General features: G+C 61.6%; 18 protein-coding genes. 7 read left to right on the top strand and 11 right to left on the bottom strand.

Annotation, left to right across the window (positions count from 1 at the left end):
• Positions 1 to 190 precede the first annotated feature (190 nt).
• The 9 genes from feaR to F7R06_RS14940 all read right to left on the bottom strand — a co-directional run bounded on the left by feaR (position 191) and on the right by F7R06_RS14940 (position 8,121).
• Complete coding sequence (gene feaR, locus F7R06_RS14980) at positions 191 to 1,111, bottom strand: transcriptional regulator FeaR (RefSeq protein WP_090319882.1); 921 nt, start codon at positions 1,109 to 1,111, stop codon at positions 191 to 193.
• Positions 1,112 to 1,262: 151 nt separating this feature from the next.
• Positions 1,263 to 2,213, bottom strand: a complete 951-nt coding sequence (locus tag F7R06_RS14975) for a PDR/VanB family oxidoreductase (RefSeq protein WP_090319879.1) — start codon at positions 2,211 to 2,213, stop codon at positions 1,263 to 1,265.
• A gap of 182 nt (positions 2,214 to 2,395) precedes the next feature.
• Entirely contained in the window at positions 2,396 to 3,136 is a 741-nt protein-coding gene (locus tag F7R06_RS14970; protein ID WP_090319876.1) for an SDR family NAD(P)-dependent oxidoreductase, read from the bottom strand.
• Positions 3,137 to 3,146: 10 nt separating this feature from the next.
• Entirely contained in the window at positions 3,147 to 3,647 is a 501-nt protein-coding gene (locus F7R06_RS14965) for an aromatic-ring-hydroxylating dioxygenase subunit beta (protein ID WP_090319871.1), read from the bottom strand.
• The gene (locus F7R06_RS14960; RefSeq protein ID WP_090319868.1) at positions 3,644 to 4,927 is read right to left on the bottom strand and encodes an aromatic ring-hydroxylating oxygenase subunit alpha; all 1,284 of its coding nucleotides are present in this window, start codon (positions 4,925 to 4,927) and stop codon (positions 3,644 to 3,646) included. The genes F7R06_RS14965 and F7R06_RS14960 overlap by 4 nt, the downstream gene beginning before the upstream one ends.
• Positions 4,928 to 4,950: 23 nt before the next feature.
• Positions 4,951 to 6,075: an amidase gene (locus tag F7R06_RS14955; RefSeq protein ID WP_090319865.1), complete on the bottom strand. Its 1,125-nt coding sequence runs from the start codon at positions 6,073 to 6,075 to the stop codon at positions 4,951 to 4,953.
• Positions 6,072 to 6,542: a nuclear transport factor 2 family protein gene (locus F7R06_RS14950; protein WP_090319862.1), complete on the bottom strand. Its 471-nt coding sequence runs from the start codon at positions 6,540 to 6,542 to the stop codon at positions 6,072 to 6,074. The genes F7R06_RS14955 and F7R06_RS14950 overlap by 4 nt, the downstream gene beginning before the upstream one ends.
• A gap of 3 nt (positions 6,543 to 6,545) precedes the next feature.
• Positions 6,546 to 6,917, bottom strand: coding sequence for a hypothetical protein (locus F7R06_RS14945; RefSeq protein WP_090319860.1), 372 nt, complete (start codon positions 6,915 to 6,917; stop codon positions 6,546 to 6,548).
• Positions 6,918 to 6,957: 40 nt separating this feature from the next.
• Positions 6,958 to 8,121, bottom strand: a complete 1,164-nt coding sequence (locus tag F7R06_RS14940) for an acyl-CoA dehydrogenase family protein (RefSeq protein ID WP_090319857.1) — start codon at positions 8,119 to 8,121, stop codon at positions 6,958 to 6,960.
• Positions 8,122 to 8,472: 351 nt separating this feature from the next.
• Here F7R06_RS14940 and F7R06_RS14930 point away from each other — a divergent pair, with 351 nt between their 5' ends.
• The 7 genes from F7R06_RS14930 (at position 8,473) to F7R06_RS14900 (ending at position 15,481) form a co-directional block, all read left to right on the top strand.
• Positions 8,473 to 9,945, top strand: coding sequence for a sensor histidine kinase (locus F7R06_RS14930; protein ID WP_090319854.1), 1,473 nt, complete (start codon positions 8,473 to 8,475; stop codon positions 9,943 to 9,945).
• A gap of 189 nt (positions 9,946 to 10,134) precedes the next feature.
• Positions 10,135 to 11,283 carry an amine dehydrogenase large subunit gene (locus tag F7R06_RS14925; RefSeq protein ID WP_090319851.1) on the top strand — a complete coding sequence of 383 codons (1,149 nt, stop codon included), beginning with the start codon at positions 10,135 to 10,137 and terminating at the stop codon, positions 11,281 to 11,283.
• Between the two features lie 11 nt (positions 11,284 to 11,294).
• A complete protein-coding gene (locus tag F7R06_RS14920; RefSeq protein ID WP_090319847.1) occupies positions 11,295 to 11,834 on the top strand; it encodes a MauE/DoxX family redox-associated membrane protein in 540 nt (179 codons plus the stop codon).
• A 4-nt stretch (positions 11,835 to 11,838) separates the two neighbouring features.
• Positions 11,839 to 12,465: a methylamine dehydrogenase accessory protein MauD gene (gene mauD / locus F7R06_RS14915; RefSeq protein WP_090319844.1), complete on the top strand. Its 627-nt coding sequence runs from the start codon at positions 11,839 to 11,841 to the stop codon at positions 12,463 to 12,465.
• A gap of 18 nt (positions 12,466 to 12,483) precedes the next feature.
• Positions 12,484 to 13,005 carry a methylamine dehydrogenase light chain gene (locus tag F7R06_RS14910; RefSeq protein ID WP_027620621.1) on the top strand — a complete coding sequence of 174 codons (522 nt, stop codon included), beginning with the start codon at positions 12,484 to 12,486 and terminating at the stop codon, positions 13,003 to 13,005.
• Positions 13,006 to 13,106: 101 nt separating this feature from the next.
• A complete protein-coding gene (locus F7R06_RS14905; RefSeq protein ID WP_090319841.1) occupies positions 13,107 to 13,628 on the top strand; it encodes a cytochrome C in 522 nt (173 codons plus the stop codon).
• 428 nt (positions 13,629 to 14,056) lie between these two features.
• Entirely contained in the window at positions 14,057 to 15,481 is a 1,425-nt protein-coding gene (locus tag F7R06_RS14900; protein WP_090319839.1) for an undecaprenyl-phosphate glucose phosphotransferase, read from the top strand.
• Positions 15,482 to 15,560: 79 nt separating this feature from the next.
• On the opposite strand, the gene F7R06_RS14895 is transcribed toward F7R06_RS14900, so the two are convergent.
• Together F7R06_RS14895 and F7R06_RS14890 are read right to left on the bottom strand one after the other, a co-directional pair.
• Positions 15,561 to 16,688, bottom strand: a complete 1,128-nt coding sequence (locus F7R06_RS14895; RefSeq protein ID WP_090319836.1) for a glycosyltransferase 61 family protein — start codon at positions 16,686 to 16,688, stop codon at positions 15,561 to 15,563.
• 85 nt (positions 16,689 to 16,773) lie between these two features.
• The gene (locus F7R06_RS14890; protein WP_090319833.1) at positions 16,774 to 17,916 is read right to left on the bottom strand and encodes a hypothetical protein; all 1,143 of its coding nucleotides are present in this window, start codon (positions 17,914 to 17,916) and stop codon (positions 16,774 to 16,776) included.
• Positions 17,917 to 17,954 lie beyond the last annotated feature (38 nt).

The following is a 17,954-nucleotide window of genomic DNA, read 5'->3' as shown; positions in this document are numbered from 1 at the left end:
ATTCGTGAACGCCAAAAACTGTGGGAGCGTGGCTTGCCCGCGATGAGGCCGGCAGATCCAACTTTGATGCTGCCTGACACACCGCCATCGCTGGCAAGCCAGCTCCCACAGGGCATTTGTGACCACAAAGAAAATGTGGGAGCGAGCCTGCTCGCGATGGGGTCGGACCATCCAACATCAATGGCGGATGTCAGTTCTGGCTATACCGCTTGCGATAAGCCCCCGGCGACACGCCGAAGCGTGATTTGAAGGCCGAGGAAAAGTAGCTGGAGTCGGAGAAACCCCAGGCGTAACACAGTGCCGACAGTTTCTGATCGACATCACTGCGACGCAGGTTTTCCGCGCAGAAGTCCAGGCGTCGGTGCTTGATGTACTGCGCCACCACCAGGCCGCGCTTGGAGAACATGCGGTACAAGCCGCGCACCGAAACCCCCACCTCGCGGGCAATCAGTTCCGGACAGAGTTCTTCGTCGCTGATGTGCTGGTCGATAAAGGCGATGATCTTGCGAAACTGCCGCTCATGGGCATCGCTGCCGCTGTCACGGGCGCTGATCCCCGGCAGCAGCAGGCTGGCCAGGGCGTCGAGTACGGCTTCGCTTTCCTGCATGTCCAGCCCTTCCTGCTGGCGGGTCTCCAGTACCAGCTTGTTGGCCATCGCGGCCAGGGGATTGTTGGCGGCGATGCGCGTGGCGCAATTGACCGCCGTGAAGTGCGAGCCGCGCTCAACCACCTGACGCGGCAGGATCAGCGACAGCTGTCGGGAGTCCTCGTTGTAGGTCATGTCGCTCGGACGGCAGGCGTCGATCAGGGCGATGTCGCCGCAGCCCAGTTGCGCGCGGTTGTCGCCCTGCTCCAGCTGCGAGCTGCCACGCATCTGGAACACTGCGTAATAGTGCCCGTCGCTGCTGAGACTGACATCCTTGCTGGTGCGATACAGGTGCACGTGCGCCATGTCGACGACGCTGAGCTTGATCGCACCGCTACGAAACTCCGCCAGCTCGCCATAAAAATCGGTGTCCAGCGCGCGGGCATCGAAGCGCCCACAGGCCTGGTTCACCTGGCTCAACCAACTTTCGAACGCCCCATTTCGCACCGCCGATGCTGTAGTCATGTCCGCAAAGCCTCACGTTTTTGTTGTTATTGCCGGCCGCTTCGTCGAGCGGCTCGGTGAACCTGTTTCGTCTTCCTGCCCTCGCCTCCCTCGAAGGTCGCCGGACGCCATTCAACAGGCTCCGGCGTCTGCTTTCCAGTGAAGAAAGCGCTTAGATGTCCAATACCAGACGAGCGGAAAGTGCCCGGGAAACACAGGCGCAAATCTGCTTGTTGGAAGCCTTTTCCTTGTTCGACAGGCAGTTGTCACGGTGCTCCGGCACGCCGTCGAGCACGTCGACGATGCAGGTGCCGCAGAGGCCTTCGCGGCACTCGGTGTCGATGTCGCAACCATGGGCCTGCAACACATCGACCAGGCTGGTATTGGCCGGTACTTGCAGTACCACGCCGGAGCTGGCCAGTTCCACTTCGAAGCTGCCGGCCGGGGCGCTGTTGGCTGCCGGGTCCGCCGCGAAGTGCTCCAGGTGAATGGCGTCATCCGCACGGCTGCGCGCCGCCACTTCCACCACTTTGTTCATGAACGGCGCCGGGCCACAGGTGTAGACATGGGCGGCATTGCCGGCGCGGTCCAGGCACTCGCTCAGCGCGGCGTCCAGATCCGCTGGTTCGACGCCATAGTGGAATTCCACGTGGTCGGCAAAATTCGTCGCCAGCAATTCGCTGAACGCCGCGTACTGCGCCGAACGGGCGAAGTAATGCAGGCGGTATGGCTGGCCGCTTTCCGCCAGCCGATAAGCCATGCTCAGCAGCGGCGTGACGCCGATTCCGGCGGCGAACAACACATGCTCGGTGGCGCCCGGGTCGAGACGGAACAGGTTGCGCGGCGCGCCCATCTCCAGCTCCATGCCCTCTTCGACCTGTTCGTGCAGCGCCAGCGAACCCCCACGCGATTGCGGCTCTTTCTTCACCGCCACCAGGTAGGCACGGCGGTCCTGCGGCGGGCTGCACAGGGAATACTGGCGGGTCACTCCGGTCGGCCCGGTCAGGTCGACGTGGGCACCCGGCTCATAGGTGTCGAGCGGCTGGCCGTCACTGCGCACGAGGCGAAAGGAACGGATATCCAGCGCTTCGTCGACGATCCTTTCGATCTTCACCTTCATCATTGGGTCACCTGAATTCTGTTGTTTTGATTTAACACTGCGGCTTGGGCCGATCCCCCCTGTAGGAGCGAGCCTGCTCCGGGCGGCGTTCCGACGATGAACCTGAGGTCGCCACGGGGTGTCCGATTTCCAGCGTCATCGTTGACGACCACGCTCGCCCCTACAGGGAGGGATTTTCCTGCTGCTTAACGCATGAACAAGCCGCCGTTGATGTCCCAGCACGCGCCGGTTACGGAGGTTGCGTGATCGGCGATCAACAGCAGGACGCTGTCGGCGATGTACGCAGGGTCGCCGAGGGTGCCGGCCGGGATCATTTTCAGGATCTGTTCCAGGCGCTCCGGGGCCACGGTTTCGCGCACCACCGGCAAGTCCAGGGGACCGGGCGAGATGCTGTTGACCGTCACCCCTTGCGGTGCCAGTTCGCGGGCGAAGACCTTGGTCAACGTCGCCACGCCACCCTTGGCCGCCGCATAGTGCGCGCCGGTGGCCGTGCCGCCGTTCTGCCCGGCGAGGCTGGCGATGTTGACGATGCGGCCAAAGCCACGCTCGGCGAAATGCGCACCGAATACCTGGCAGGCCACAAAAGTGCCGCGCAGGTTGATCGCCATCGACTCGTCGAACTCATCCGGCGTGATGTCCATCAGCGCCGCGACTTTCGACACGCCAGCGTTGTTCACCAGAATGTCGGTGCCGCCCCAACGCTCGGCGAGCAGGTCACGGGCCCGCTGAAAATCCGCCTTGCTGCGCACGTCCAGTTCGATGGCTACGGCCGTGGCGCCGCTGCCGTCCAGCTCGGCGGCCAGTTGCTGCACGCCGTCGAGGCGCACATCGGCCAGCGCGACACGATACCCCGCCCCATGCAGACGGCGGGCGATGCATTCGCCCAGTCCGCGCGAGGCACCCGTTACAAGGGCTACTCGACTCATGCTGTTGCCCTCACAAAAGGAAGCCGAGCGCGCTCAGGCTGTCGGTGGAGTTGATCAGCCGCACCACTTTGCGCTCCAGGGTCGGCACGCCATCGGTGAAACGGATACGGTGGTTCAGGTCGGCCACGAACGGTGTGTGCACGCCGCGTTTGTAGGCGTACAGCAACTGCGCCGAGTTGACTTCGACGATGTCGCCGGCCGCTTCCACCAGACGGAAACGCGAGACCGTGCGGATGGTTTTTGCCGCGTCCACCGCTGACGGCGAGTAGCCGGCGGTCAGGCGTTCGATGCGCAAGTCACGCATGCGCGCATCGTCGTAGGCGTAGTTGAGGGTCGCTTCGAAGTCCTCGGTGTCAGGGTCGATCGGCACGATGTACTTGCCGCTTTTGCTCCACAAGGTCGCCCACTCGGCATAGTTTTTGTGGTCGAGCAGTTCGGCCTCGCGCCAGATGAATTCGATGGCCTGGGCCAGCGGGCCGGAAAAACCGTTCAGGGTGTCGTGATTGCTCATTGGCTCATCATCCTTTTCCACATGTCGTAGGCACCGCGCATCCCGCCTTCGTCGGTGGCGTGGCTGACCTTGTCGCCGTTTTCAGCGGTGATTTCGCGATTGAGGCCGCGGTTGACCAGGATCGGCGCGTCGACACCGGCATACGAGCCGCGCTGCACGCGGTCCCAGGCCTCGGCATCGTCGGGGCTGCCGAAACCGAACGGGCCCTGGAAGTGTTCATGAATACGCATGCGTTCGCGGTTGGCGATTTCCGGGCCGCCGTCCATGCCGAGGGCGACATGGCGGATCTCGGTTTCCGTCACCGACACCGGGCGCAGCACGCGGAAGAACGACATCGACATCGCCACGTTGGGGAACAGGTTCAGGTTGAACCCGGCGCCGTGCAGCGAGCGCACGATGCGACGTACCTGCTCGGGCGGCAGGGTTTTCGACAGCTCCTCGGTGACGTGGGCGAAACGCTCCTGCAATTGCTCGGTGCCGTCGTCGTGATCGAGGTCGACGTGCTCCGGCACCATCACCATCACGCTGTGACCGTTGCCCAGGGAGTGGGTGACGGCTTGCTCGTCGGTCATGAACGAGAGCATTTCCGAGGTTTCTTCATCCACCGAGGACATGAACGACTTGTGCACGATCGGGAAGTGGTAGCCGTCGGTGGTGTTTTCCAGCTGGATCTTCCAGTTGCCCTTGAAGCTGAACTTGTGTTCGCCCTGGGTCTTGATCGGGTAACCGGCGCCCTGCTTCATGAACAGGTCCATCCAGTGTTTGGCGCCGCCGAGGAAGTCTTCCAGCGGTTCGATCTCGTCGTTGTAGCTGGCGAAGATCATGCCGGCGTAGCTCTCGACGCGCAGGCGAGTCAGCGGCAGTTCGGATTTTTCCAGGATGCCTTCATAACCATCCGGATACGGCAGCGCACGCAGCTTGCCGTCCAGGCCGTAGGACCAGCTGTGGTACGGGCAGGTGAAACCGGTGGCGTTGCCCTTGTGCTTCTCGCACACGGTGGCGCCGCGATGCCGGCAACGGTTTTCCAGCACGTTGATGGTGTTTTTCTTGTCGCGCACGACAATCACCGGGCGACGGCCGATGGTGGCGGCCTTGAAGTCACCGGCGTTGCGCACTTCGCTTTCGTGGGCGACCCACACCCAGGTGCGGTAGAAAATCTTCTCCAGCTCGGCTTCGAACAGCGCCGGGTCGTTGTACAGCGAGACATCGACGCGGTCGTGCTGGACCAGGTCTTCCGGGCTTTTCGTCGATGCGATCAGCCGGTATTCATGAGTGCTCATGCGGTTCTCCTCATGGCTTCTTTTTATGATTGATTGGTAGAGGCTTGCAGTTGCGCACCGAAGGCGCAGACGAGTTCGTCCTGACCTTTGCGGCCAACGATTTGCAGGCCGACTTTCAGCCCGCCGCAATCGAGTTCCACCGGCACCGTCAGCGCCGGATGGCCACTGAGGTTGAAAGGCCGTACCAGCGGCGTCATGCCGGCCACGGCCTTGCTGCCGGCGCGGGCTTCGCCGAGGGTCGGCGGCAGGGTTGGCAGCGTTGGCAACAACAGCACTGCAAAGTCTTCCAGCGCGGCGTCCACCTGTTGCGTGAAGCGCGTGCGCACGGCTTCGGCATGGGCCAGTTCTTCGCGAGTGGTGCGGCTGGCGGCCAGCAAACGGGTTTCCACATCCGCGCCGATCAGACCCTTGCCGGTGAGATGACCGAACGCGGCCCAGTTTTCAAAATTGATCACGGTCAGGCCGGCCGCGAACGCGGCTTCGAATTCGCTCAGGCGCAGGTTGCCGCGACGCCATCCGGCGCGGTCGGCGGCGGCACCGAGGCTGGCTTGCAGGTGCGGATCGCAGCCCACTTCCAGGAAAGCGACCTTTGCACTGGCGTTTGGCAAGCTCTGCGCTTCAAAGCCCGGGCAGATCACCTGCATCGCCGCGATCAGGTCGTCCATGCGCCTGGCGAACGGCCCGATGCAATCGAGGCTCGATTCCAGCGGATGCGCACCGACACGGCTGACACGACCATAAGTCGGCTTGAGCCCGGCCACCCCGCAACACGCCGCCGGCACCCGCACCGAACCACCGGTGTCGGTGCCAATGGCGATGTCCGCCTGGCCCGCCGCGACCGCTGAAGCCGAACCGCTGGAAGATCCGCCCGGCACCCGGTCAGGGGCTTGCGGGTTGATCGGCGTACCGGTCCAGTCGTTGATGCCGGTGACGCCAAAGGCCAGTTCGTGCAGGTTGGTTTTGCCGACGATCTGCCAGCCGGCTGCGAGAATGGCGTCGACCACCTCGGCGTTTTTCGTCGCGGCGGGTGCATCGGCGAACGCACGGCTGCCCGAACGGGTCGGATGGCCGGCGATGTCGATGGAATCCTTGATGGCCACGCGTTTGCCGCTGCCGCCGAGGAGGAATTCGCTGATGAACGTACTCATGCACTCAGCTCCCTGTTGAACAGTCGTTGCGTACGGAAATGCGCGATCAGCCAAACACCGTCGACACAGCGGAAATCGATGTTCAGCCGGGTGCCGAACAACTCGCTGCGGCCATCGGCGTAGGTGGAAATCTGCTGCATGATCCACTGCCCTTGCGCCGTGCCGCCGTCGACCACAATCGACTCGCTGGTGAGGTAATGCAGGTTGAGCCGGAAGTGCGCCGACGGTGGCAGGTAACCGCCGACGAATGCGGCCACGGCTTCACGACCCTGGTGCTGGCCAAACATCTGCGCGGTGGCGCTGCCAACGCCTTCCCAGATCGCATCGACCGTGAACAACCGGGCCAACTCGCTGACCTGAGTCACCGCCCTCGGCACATCGCACAGGTCCATGTAGCGCGCCATCAAGCGACGCACCGCGCTTTCCCCTTCGAGCGTCGCCAGACGCTGCAGCAAGGCCTCGTCCATGGCTTACACCCTGGCCGCGTCGGGAATGGTCAGCGGACGACCGATGCGCGCTTCGACCTTGGCGTAGCGCCACAGGCTGTATTCGCCGACCGGTGTGGTGCGGAACAGGTTGCAGGCGTCGATCACCGACTGGTGGCAGTCGACGTCGGCCATGATGTACACGGTCCAGGGCGAGGTGGTGGACGGGCCGACCATCAGGCGATCGTCATCCATGGCGCCGAGCACGGTGATGCCCGGCATCGCGCCCAGGGAGCCCATCATCTGGCTGAAGCCTTTCCACACGCTCAGGCCTTCGCCGGTGGGCAGGTCGAAAAAGTTCTGGGTGATGCCAATGCAGAAGACGACGCGCAAGGGTTCTTGAGTGGTCTGGGTCATGGGGTTTGATCCTTGAAATGGAGAGCGCTGAAAAAAGGGTTCAGATGTAGCCCGGGAACGGCGGCACGCCGAGGAACACCGAGCCGGCGCCGTCGTACAGCCCTTCACTGAGGAAGGCGTGCTGTGTCACCACCATCGAGTCGCGCAGGTAGCGTTGCAGCGGATGGCGCAGGTAAATGGCGGTGGTGCCGGCCAGGCTGTAGGCGCTTTGCACTACGTCGGCCCCGGCCTGGGAAACATGGATCGCCGACAGGCGCAGCAGGCTGGTCTGCTCGGGCGTGACCGGGTTGCCGGCCAGGATCGATTGCCAAACCTGTTCGGTGGCACCGTAAAAGAAACCGCGCGCGGCGCTGAGTTTGGCTTCGGCCTTGGCGATCTCGATGCGTACATAAGCGCGGTCGGCCAGTTTCGGAGCGCCGGTAATGCCACCGCCGCCGGCCATGCGGCTGACTTCATCGAGGGCGGCACGGGCCAGGCCCAGGTTGACCACCGCCAGTACTTGCGCGGCATAGGCAATCGATGGGTAGCGGAACAACGGCTCGTCGATGGTCGCGGCACCGCCACGGATGAAGGTCCAGCGCTCATCAATGCGCTTGTCGGTCACCCGCAGGTCATGGCTGCCGGTGCCTTTGAGGCCGACCACGTCCCAGTTCTCGACGATGTCGACCTGGTCCGGACGGAATACGGCGGTGCGCGGCTTGCCGCCTGCCGCGCCGATACCCACACCGAGCAAGTCTGCGCCCTTGCAGCCGCTGGCGAATTTCCAGGTACCGTTGACCTGCCAACCGCCCTCTACCGCCTCGGCGGGTTGCAGCGGGAACAGGCCGCCGGCGAACACCAGGTCCGGGCTGTCGGCATAGATTTCAGCCAGGGTTTCTGGTGGCAATGCGGCGAGGTAGACGCCGGCACTGCCAAAGCTGGCGACCCAGCCGGCGGAGCCGTCGGCTTCGGAGATGCGTTCGATCATTTGCAGGAACAGTGCCGGCGCCAGGGCGTCGCCGCCGTAGCATTTCGGCGTGGCGGCGCGGTAGATGCCCACCTGCTTGAAGCGCTCGATCATGTCCCTTGGCACGTGGGAGAGGCTGTCGAATTCGCTGCGACGCTGACGCACTTCTTCCAGCACCTGCGCAAAGGCAGGGCTCTCGACGATATTCTGGTCAACGCCTGGCAGAGCGTCTTGTTGCGCGACCGCTGAACGCAGCATGGGCTTTCTCCGTTTTTGCTTATTGTTGGCAGGGCGACAGCTGCTCCGTAGGAGCGAGCCTGCTCGCGATGAACCCGAGAGCACCACGGGGTGTCAGGTTTCAAGCGTCATCGTTGACGGCCATCGCGAGCAGGCTCGCTCCTACAGGGGATCGGCGTGTTCACCCTTGCATTGCGGTCCAGTGTAAAAACCCCACCCCGGCGCAACTATTGGTGCGTGCAGCCCCCCGACTAAAGAAAACCCCTAGGCCGACACCGGTTACCTCTGAGCGCATCCATGGGCGCGAGACGGTATAAAAAGCCATACTGCTGACCTCACCGATCAGAACCCTCTGCCGCCAAGGGCTGTGTGATGTATTTGCCAAAACCGAACGACTTTTATGCGCTGATCGAAGCCATGCCGCTGTGCATCATTCTTCACGATGCGCACACCAAGGAGATTCTCTGGGCCAATGCGGCCGCCCTGGCGGCGCTGGGTTTTACCCTGGAGGAACTGACCCCGCTGAAGGCGCCGGACATGACCCGCGATGCACCGAAATACCGGCGCTCGGTGGGTTTGCGCTGGCTCGAAGGCGCCGCCCGCACCGGCCAGCGCGCCATCGAGTGGTGCTATCGCTCCAAGCAAGGGGTGGAGATTCTGTCCGAGGCGGTGGCGACCCTGGTGCACCTGGAAGGTCGCGATGTGCTGATGGTGCAGTTCCGCGACATCTCCAGGGAGGACAAAGTCAAGCGCGATCTCAAGCGCTTCGAAAGCCGACTCAAAGCCTTTATGCAGGACCTGGCCGAAGGCGTGGCGGTGCTCGGGCCCGAGGGGGACATCCGCTTTCTCAGCGACTCCGCCGCGCACTTGCTCAACAGCGACGTGCACAGCTTGCTCGGCAAGAATTTCCTGGCCTGGTGCGACGACCCTTCGCGTCAGCGACTGCTGCAGCAACTGGCCAACGTCACGCCGGACAACGCGCCCTTCAGCGTGCACTATCAAGTGCAACGGCGTGACGGCGAGTGGCGCTGGCACGATGCGACCTGCCGCTTTATCGAAATCGAAGACGATCTGGTCGGCCACCTGCTGTTGTTCCGCGATGTCACCGAGCAAGTGCAGGCCGAAGAAGCACGACGGGTCAGCGAGCAAAAACTCGAGTACCTGGCGCGCTACAACGCCATGGGTGAGATGGCCGTGGCGATCGCCCATGAGTTGAGCCAACCCCTGGCCGCCACCCGCAACTTCATCGAAGGCGCGGTGATTCGCCTGGGCAAAGCCGCCGACGCCGACGAAGGCGTCGCCTGGGGCTTGCAGAGCGCGGTGCGGCAGATCGAGCATGCCTCGGTGATCATCAAGAGCGTGCGCGATTACGTGGTCAAGCTGGAGCAGAGCGAAGAGCTGATCGACCTCAACGAACTGCTGCGCGAGACCCAATATTTCATCAGCCTGCGCGCCGACCCGAGCCTGGTACGCGTGGACGTCGTGACCTCGCCCGAGCCGCTACGGGTGAGTTGCGAGAAGGTGCTGATCGGTCAGGTGATCCTCAACCTGGCTTTCAATGCGATTGAAGAGATGGCCGATCTGCCGCTGGAGCGGCGTTTGCTGCGCATCCACGCCAGCGCCGACAAGGGCATGGCGCTGGTGCGCATCGAAGACTGCGGACGCGGGATTCAGGCCCAGGCGCAGGAAAAGCTGTTCGACGGTTTCTTCTCGTCCAAGGTCAGCGGCAATGGCATTGGCCTGGCGCTGTGCAAAAACATCATCGGCCGGCACCGGGGCGACATCTGGGCGCAGAACCAGGCGCCTTGTGGCGCGGTGTTTACCTTCTCCCTCCCCCTCGCCTGACGCACAAACCCTGTAGTGAAGGGGATCGCATACCCCGGTTTTGTGGCGCGTCCGTGACACTGGCACAGATACACAAACACTTGGCAGGCAGGGCAATTCCCGGGGTTGCCGGGCGAGGCACTATTCAATCGTCAGAATCTGCCCACTCACCCGCGATCCGCGTTACCAACAATTCAGGAAGTTCCCCTTATGCGAACAAACAGGATCTCCGTACAGTCAGCGCTAGGCCTGAGCCTGCTTGTACTCGGTTTGAACAGTGCCCGTGCGGACCTGCCCGCCGACACGATCGGTCAGACCGTTTTGCCGTTCCCCGCTGAAGCACACCGGGCGTTCGTCGTCGATGTCGAGTTCGACAGCTTCGTCGCCGGCCGCATCACCGTGGTCGACCCGGACCAGAAACGCATACTGGGCATGGTGCCGACCGGTTTCGCCGCACCTTCGGCCCTGAGCCATGACGGCAAACTGATCTACAGCGCCGACATCTGGTACTCCCGTGGCACCCGGGGCACCCGCACCGACGTGCTGACGGCGTGGGACAGCTCGACCCTGTCGCCTGCCTGGGAAGTGCTGATTCCGAACAAGCGGGCCGAGTCGCTGACCCAGCGCTACGGCCTGAAGACCAGCGGCGATGACCGTTTTGTCTACGTCTACAACTTCACCCCGTCGACGTCGGTGACCGTGGTCGACACCCAGACCAAGGCCGTCGCCACGGAAATCGCGATTCCGGGTTGCGTACTCAACTACCCGATCGGCAAGCGCCGCTTCGCCTCGCTGTGCGGCGACGGCAGCCTGCAGGTGGTGACCCTCAACGACCAGGGCCAGGAAACCGCGCGCAATCGCACGCCGTTCTTCGACCCCAACGCGGAAAAACTGGTGGAGCGCGCGGTCAACGTCGGCGACACCTACTACTTCACCACCACCACCGGCACCGTGCGCGCGGTGGATTTCTCCGGCGACACGCCGAAGATCCTGCCGAGCTGGTCGCTGGTCACCGATGCCGAGAAGAAGGCCGGTTGGGCGCCGGGCGGCTGGCAGTTGATGGCGGTCGCGCCGAAGCTGAACCGTTTGTACGTGCTGATGCATGACGCCCACGAACCGATGAAGTGGGAAGACCCGAGCACCTTCATCTGGGCCTACGACCTCAAGACCCAGAAGAAGATCGCGACCCTGGAAGCACCGGCACCGGTGTGGAGCATGCAAGCCACCGGCGACGACAAACCGTTGCTGCTGGGTGCCGACGTTGAAGGCGGCTTGCAGATTTTCGATCTCAAGACCAACCAGCACACCGGCAGCATGGCAAAAGTCGCAAAAACCGCGACTCAGGTCATGAGCTACTAAGAGGTTCGGCCATGCACTCAGATCCGATCTTCATCATTGCCAGCGCCGTCGCCATCGCGGTGTTGCTGGCCAGTGCCGCGACCCACAAGGTGCGAGCGCCGGCACGCTTCGCCAGACAGTTGGCGGACTACCAACTGCTGCCCGATTCGCTGGTGCGCCCGGTCGCCCGATTGATCCCGCTGCTGGAACTGGCCATCGCCTTCGCGCTGCTGGTGCCGGTCAGCCGTGGCTGGGCCGCGTTGAACGCGGCCGGTCTGTTGGCGCTGTATGCCGCAGCCATTGGCATCAACCTGTGGCGCGGTCGTCGCGACATCGACTGTGGCTGTGCCGGCCCGGATCAGGCGCAACCGCTGCGCCCGGTCCTGCTGCTGCGCAACAGCGTGCTGGTGGTGCTGGCGCTGCTGGCCAGCGTCGCGCCGATTGCCCGCGACATGACGCTATTCGATGGTTTTGTCACGGTTGCCGCGGCGGCTGTCGCGTTGCTCATCTACGCCGCAGCCGATGGCTTGCTGGCGAATTCCCCTCTTCTGCTCAAATTGATTGGTAGGTGATCCAATGGAAGGCTTGATTGTTTCCAACGTTCTGCTCTGGGTTCTGCTGGTGGCCGTGGCGTTCGTCGTCATGGGCCTGGTTCGTCAGATTGGCGTGCTGCACGGTCGTCTGGCCCCGGCCGGTGCACTGATGGTCGACAAAGGCGTGGCCGTCAACGAAGCCGCGCCGCAAGTGACCGCCACCGACCGCAAAGGCCGCCCGGTGAACTTCGGCTATGCCGGTGAAAAATCGCAACTGTTGTTCTTCCTCTCGCCGACCTGCCCGATCTGCAAGTCGCTGCTGCCGGCGATCAAATCCATCGCCAGGGAACAGGCCGGTACCCTCGACGTGGTGTTCATCAGCGATGGCGACATGGACGCCCAGCAAGCACTGATCCGCGAACACAAGCTCGAAGACGCCACCTACGTGGTCGGCCCGGAAGTCGGCATGACTTACCAGATCGGCAAGCTGCCCTACGCTGCACTGATCGACAAGGCAGGCACCCTGCGCGCCAAAGGCCTGGTCAACTCCCGCGAGCACCTGGACAGCCTGTTCGAAGTCGAGCACCTCAAGCACGCCACTTTGCAGCAGTACCTCAATGCCCAACCTCATACCCATGATCACGACCACAGCCACGGCCATAGCCACTGATAAGGCAGGGAGACGTTTATGAAACTGCTGGATCTGTTGTTCGAGCGCTCGACTCGCCGTGTCGCCGACACCACCTCACGCCGCAAATTGCTGTCGCGCATGGGCTCGCTGATGGTGGCCGGTGCCGCCCTGCCCCTGCTGCTGCCACTGGATCGCACCAGCAAGGCACTGGCCGCCACCGACCCGAAAGCCGGCGACCCCGGTGATCCGAACAGCTGCGACTACTGGCGCTACTGCTCCATCGACGGCTTTCTGTGCAGCTGCTGCGGTGGTTCGGTGACCTCCTGCCCACCGGGTACCGAAGCCTCGCAAGTGACCTGGATCGGCACCTGCCGCAACCCGGCCGACGGCAAGGACTACATCATTTCGTACAACGACTGCTGCGGTAAGCAAAGCTGCGCCCAGTGCGCCTGTACCCGTAACGACAGTGAAGAACCGGCCTACCGCCCGTTCAACAACAACGATGTGAACTGGTGCCTGGCCGCCAAATCGCACATCTACCACTGCACCGTTTCGATCATCCGCGGCGTGGCGGTCTGACACGCGCGTTACCGCCGGTTGCCTGGCAATCGGCGGTTTTTTTGTTTTTGTCTCTGCTGTTTTTTTTTGTTAAGACCTGCCACCCGCAAAAGGTACATGTCATGCGTATGTTGCTTTCCCTGGGCCTGGCCTGCCTACTGATCACCCCGCAGGTGTATGCCCGCGCCATTCCCAACCCGGCGCAGCGTCACGCACCGGGCAACGAAGAACCGCAAAAGCCCATCGCCGAGGCCGGTTACAGCGTCGGCGTCAATTACCAGTTGCAATGTGCCGGCTGTCACTTAGGCAACGGCATGGGTTCGGCGGCCAATGACACGCCGCGCATGGCGGGCTTTGTCGGTAACTTCCTGAAAGTCCCCGGTGGCCGCGAGTTTCTGGTGCGTGTGCCGGGCATGTCGCAGTCGGCGCTGAACAATGCGCAGCTGGCGGACTTGCTCAACTGGTTGATGCGCAAAGACGGCCTGGCGGGCAAAAGCACGCCGGATGATTACCAGCCCTACAGCGCCGAAGAAGTGGCGGCGTTGCGTGCCAAAACCATGCTCAACCTGCCCGGCACCCGTGCTGAACTGATCAAGCAAATGCGTGCGCAAGGCATCGCCATTGAAGACGGCATGAACGACTGAGAACGGCTTGCAAAAACGAAAATGTTACAACGGGGGCCATGGCCCCCGCCTCCGCCGGTCATTCGACGAACGGCACCGGGCGCTGATCGCCCCGACTCTCCCCGCAAAACCCCGTCAATCCCGAGCACACGCCTTGGCGGCGGCCGGCATCGTGACTGACCGATAAGCAACGTCGACCCGCCGCCTGAACAACACGTAAATGAGTGTTAGAAAACTGCGACGATTCCGTGAAGGATTCCAGCGTACTGCTAAAGTGATACCACGCGTTGTCACATTCTGCCCCAGGTCTGCAATCGGGATGGAAGGTGGCGTACCACGAGCGGGGGATGCTTGTGATGACGCGCACGCGAACGCTCTCTAACGAGAGCAGTTTTGGTCTGAGTCGCGTTATCAGTCAGCGCGATGGGGGGCAGCAATGAGGTCTAAATATGATATTTGAGCCTAACACTAGCCGTTCCGTACTCCAGCGAAGAAGCAGCACCAGTATCGTTATTCAGGCCGGTCTCGATGGTCTCGCCGTGACCGGCGTCGCGTGGTATTTGATCAACTATCACATCGGCTACATCTCGCAGGCCTATGTCATCATGGTCCTGCTACTGCTTGGGGCCCTGGCCGTCGTCTACGACCATTATGCGATTTACCGAAGCAACGTCGGATTCGCCGTCAAAGCTTTCAAGCTGCTCAAGGCATGGACCGCCGCTTTTTGTTTTCTGGTCGCCATGGCCTTTCTAACCAAAACCAGCGAACAATATTCGCGCCTGTTGGTGGGCGAGTTGTTCGTGATTGGCTACTTCGCTCAACTGCTGTTGCACCTGGCCACCCGCGAGCTACAGAAGAAATTCCTGGCTCACCCCGCTCAACGGGAAAACGCGCTGATCATCGGCACGGGCGAGCTGGCCAACTTCCTGCACCAGAAAATCAGCAACAACCCCTGGCTGGGTGAACGGGTGGTCGGCTCCGTGCTGATCGGCGGCAGCGATGACCAAGGCAAGGACGGCTCCAAGAGCGCGCAACGCTTGACGATCCTGGGCCATATCTCCGACCTGGATGAGTTGGTCGTGCAACATTCCATTCGTACCGTGTATTTCGTGACACCGCTGGATGGTTCGCACGTGATCAAGGACGTTTACCTGAAGCTGTTCGACAAGCACATCTCCGTTAACTGGGTGCCTGATATTTTCTCGCTGCGCCTGATCAATCACAGCGTTCGGGAAATTGCCGGGATTCCCGTGCTGACGTTGTCTGAAACGCCATTGATGGGCATGCGCCTGTTCATGAAGAACCTCGAGGACAAGGTCCTGGCCTTCCTCATCCTGTTAGTGGCGGCGCCGGTACTGGCGTTGGTCGCCATTGCGATCAAGCTCGACAGTCCGGGGCCTGTGTTCTTTCGCCAGGAACGCATGGGCTGGAGTGGCGATTCCTTCCGTATCTGGAAATTCAGGAGCATGGTTGTCCATCAGCCGGATGACGGTGTCGTCAAGCAGGCTGAAAAGAACGATCCACGCAAAACCAGGGTGGGCGCCTTTATCCGCAAAACCAGCCTGGATGAGCTGCCACAGTTGTTCAACGTCTTGATGGGGGAAATGTCGCTGGTGGGTCCGCGGCCGCACGCTATTGCGCACGACGCGCAGTACTCGCCCGACATCTCGGACTACTTTGCCCGTCACAACATCAAGCCCGGCATCACAGGCCTGGCTCAGGTACGGGGCTTTCGCGGTGAAACCAGGGATATCGAGCAGATGATCCGGCGGGTTGATTCGGACATCGAATACATCAACAACTGGTCGCTGTGGCTCGACTTCACCATTCTGGCGCGCACTGTGCTGGCCTTCTCTGGCAAACATGCCTATTAGCCGGATTTGAGGACCGGGGCGATCTCGGGTTTCGGGGGCTGTTATCGATGGGCGTGGCCAGCTTTGCTGGCCAGCCTCATTAAGCGGTTGCCGGGAACAGGTCCAGGGTTCGCTCGACCTCATCGGCGTCGATACTGAAACCGTTGCCCTCTTCGGTCCCCACCACAAAACCGAAGTTCTGCTGGTCGCGATCCGTCAGGTATTTGAAAAAGCAGAGGAACCGGTTAGGCGGCTGCAAAACCAGCAGCGAACCACCCGGCTGCAGGACGTTGACGCCATGGATCAGATGACTGCCCTCGATCCCCACCACGGTTCTGGCCCCGGCGCAGGCCGCGACAATGGTCGGTACATCGGATTTGGCCGGATCGATGATGCGAAAGCCCCGGCGGTCGCGCAGGCGTTCCGCCAGTTCCAGTTCATTGCGCAATAAGCGCAACTCGCCCTTGTCACCGCGCAGAATGAACACTCCGGGGTGAGAACTGGCGTTGACGTGGGACAGCAATTTATCGCCCATTTCCCGGAAGCGCAGGTGTTTGTGGCGGTTCTGGCTGAGGTCGTCAAAGATCACCAGTTCACGGAAAAACGCATTGCGTAAACGAACCGGCTTCATCCCCAGCCAGTCCTCATAACCGGGGGCATGCAGGATGCCGTGGCGGGAGGTAGAGACCAGTTTGTCCGAGGTGGCCGTGGTCACCGGCACGCCTTCCTCGCAGGCCAATGGGTAGGTGATGCAATCATCCATCAACCAGGAGCCGAACCATTTATTGCCACCCGCCGTGCAATACAGCGCTCCACGGTCAATTTCGTTTTCCACACGAATCCTGGGCAACCATCCCGATCGCGGCGACAACCAGGATTTGGCATTGCCCTTGTAGAGCGCGCCATCAATCAACCAGGCGTCCTTGAGCAGGTAGCCACGGGTAGGTCCGTGTTCAACACGGCCGATACCTTCCATTGTGCGGCGGGGATGTTCGAAGGGATAAAAGAGGTCCCCGGCCCAACCCGTCACGCGCTCCAGCTGGTTAGGCAGGTAAAAGGCGGGTGGAGCGATGGCCGTCTCGCCCGGGGCAATTTCCCAGGACTTGACGGCGACATTTTGCAGCAACAATGAAGGCTTTCGCGTCAGTCGCGTCTTCAACATGTGTTTATAGGCAGCCAGGCTCCACTTCGCGGGACCGCCACTCGCCACTGCTTCTATATCCGACATATGAACGTCCACTCTAATGTGCTTATACAGAATTAGTGCTTATATCCGACACTTGAAGCTGTACTCGTTTAAATCCGAAATCCATTCAGGCGGATATAACGCACTCCATGATTGGGGCAGTCTTCAGATGGCTGTAGCGGCCACGCAGGGTTTCGAGCACTGACTCTTGCGGTTTGCGCGCACAGTGGAGATATATTTTGGACAGTCCACCAAAACCCATTTCACGGTAGCGGCTCGCGATCTCGTCATCACTCGGCCCGTCGGGCAGCCCTAAATGAAGGGTCAGTTTTTTACCTTCCACAGCAAACAGCGGGGTCTCCCAGAGAAATTGCGCAGCACCGGTCTTGGGCAGTCTTACAAACATATATCCGTAGTTACCCAGGGTATCGACGTCCCCGCCGCGTCTTCTTTTCCACTCAAGAAGCCCATCGTCCGGGCGCGCCAGGCAAGTGCCGATGTCGTAATAGTCAAAACCGTTTTCCAGCGCCCATTCCAGCGCCATGAATGTGGTGATCGAGTTTATTTCGCGCAGTTTCTTGGCGTCTGAATACACGGTCTCAGGGTAGCCAAAACGGATGGTGCTCCAGTAGCGCTTGCCGGCGCGGGTAATCACGCACCCCAGATGGCAGGCGACCACTTCGTCTTCGAGCAGCACCAGATCAAGGCGCCCGGCGTTTTTCGCCACCCGTCGAACCTCATGGGTTTCGATCTGAGAGGCGGCTGCGCCATGCCTGGCCTTGGCGTAGGGCTGCAGCATCTGCAGATCGGCGCTCTCGATTTCGTCGTCGTTCAACGCCTGCTGCATGCGATAGCGCAGACGGTTCTTGCGCAGGTTTCGCCGTAGTTCGGTGTTGTATCGCGCGGTGATCTCGTCGATCGATCGGCTGAGCGGCACAACGGCACTCAAATATTGAGGCACACACAATGCGCCCGGGGTCGGCATTTCACTGACCAGCACCGCCTGGCTTGACGGGTCTGAATTCAGTGGGGTATCGGAGGCAGCGGAATCGGCTCCCATGAGCACTTTCGCGAATTCGCGCTGGGCTTTCCTGCCGACATAGATGACGTGGAAGGGGCTATTTTCCCGCAGCTTGAATCTGACGATTTCCCAGCGCCAGAAACAGGCCCGACTCAATATGTCTCGTAGCCAGGAAACCGCTTTTCTTATCTCGAATCGTAAAGAAGGAGAAATTAGCTTGCGTATCAGTGCCGCTATATTTTCTTTCATTGGCTCACTTGCACACGTCGAGAAGAGGTTGAATTAGT

Origin of the sequence: Pseudomonas moorei (assembly GCF_008801475.1) — a bacterium.
GTDB lineage: Bacteria > Pseudomonadota > Gammaproteobacteria > Pseudomonadales > Pseudomonadaceae > Aquipseudomonas > Aquipseudomonas moorei.
Note: the sequence above shows the minus strand (reverse complement) of the source record. Positions and strands in the feature narration are given on the sequence as shown.